Source organism: Pseudomonas sp. P5_B2 (assembly GCF_056400445.1).
In genome coordinates this window covers 1-656 of the sequence record NZ_JBFULH010001379.1, presented here as the reverse complement: position 1 = coordinate 656, position 656 = coordinate 1, and the positions used below count along the sequence as shown (strand labels likewise).

Genomic DNA, 656 nt, shown 5'->3' with positions numbered 1-656 from the left:
GTTCTCAATAGCTCGACCAGATCACCCTGGCGCTGTAGCACGCTCACAATTTCCTCCAAAGAGCAAAGGAAGTTGGTTCTGTGATTGAGGAACTCCGCACACTGGGAGATCACCGACTGGGTGAACCTGCTATTGGAGATGAAAATGCCCGACACATTGGCCCGGTTCATCACCCTGACTAGATGCGACCCGAAATCGCCTACCCCCACGGGGTCTTTGAGCCACTTCATTTCCACTAGGTGGATCGTGCCCGAGAGCTCGATGACTCCGTCGATCTGCTCCAACACGATCGTGCTGTCCGGGGTTCTGCGAACGAAGTTCTCCCTCACATGGATGTCGTAGGCTCGGAAGAGATCATTGAGCACACCTTCCAGAAGTCGACCCCGTTCCTGAGGCTGATCGTCCATGCCGAAGAGGGCGAACAGGCGATTCTTGACGTCGTCGACCTCACTGCGCTTTCGTGCAGCCCTCTGCTGTGCTTCACGGTGAGCCGCCTGCGCTTGGTCACGTTCAGCTTCTCGCTCTTGCTGCATGCGGGTGAACGCATCTTTCTTGTTCACCGCTTCACGGACGCTTGCCACCAGCCCCTTTGCTTCGAGGCGATCGTCTTCCCAGCAGGACTCGAAATCCTCAAATTCGACGACCCTGCGGATCAC

The 656-nt window shown here is 56.6% G+C and carries 1 protein-coding gene; it reads right to left on the bottom strand.

The window, feature by feature from the left end; genetic code table 11:
* Positions 1-656: restriction endonuclease (locus AC1DRJ_RS31320; RefSeq protein WP_477805518.1), on the bottom strand; the 656-nt coding region annotated here is incomplete at both ends.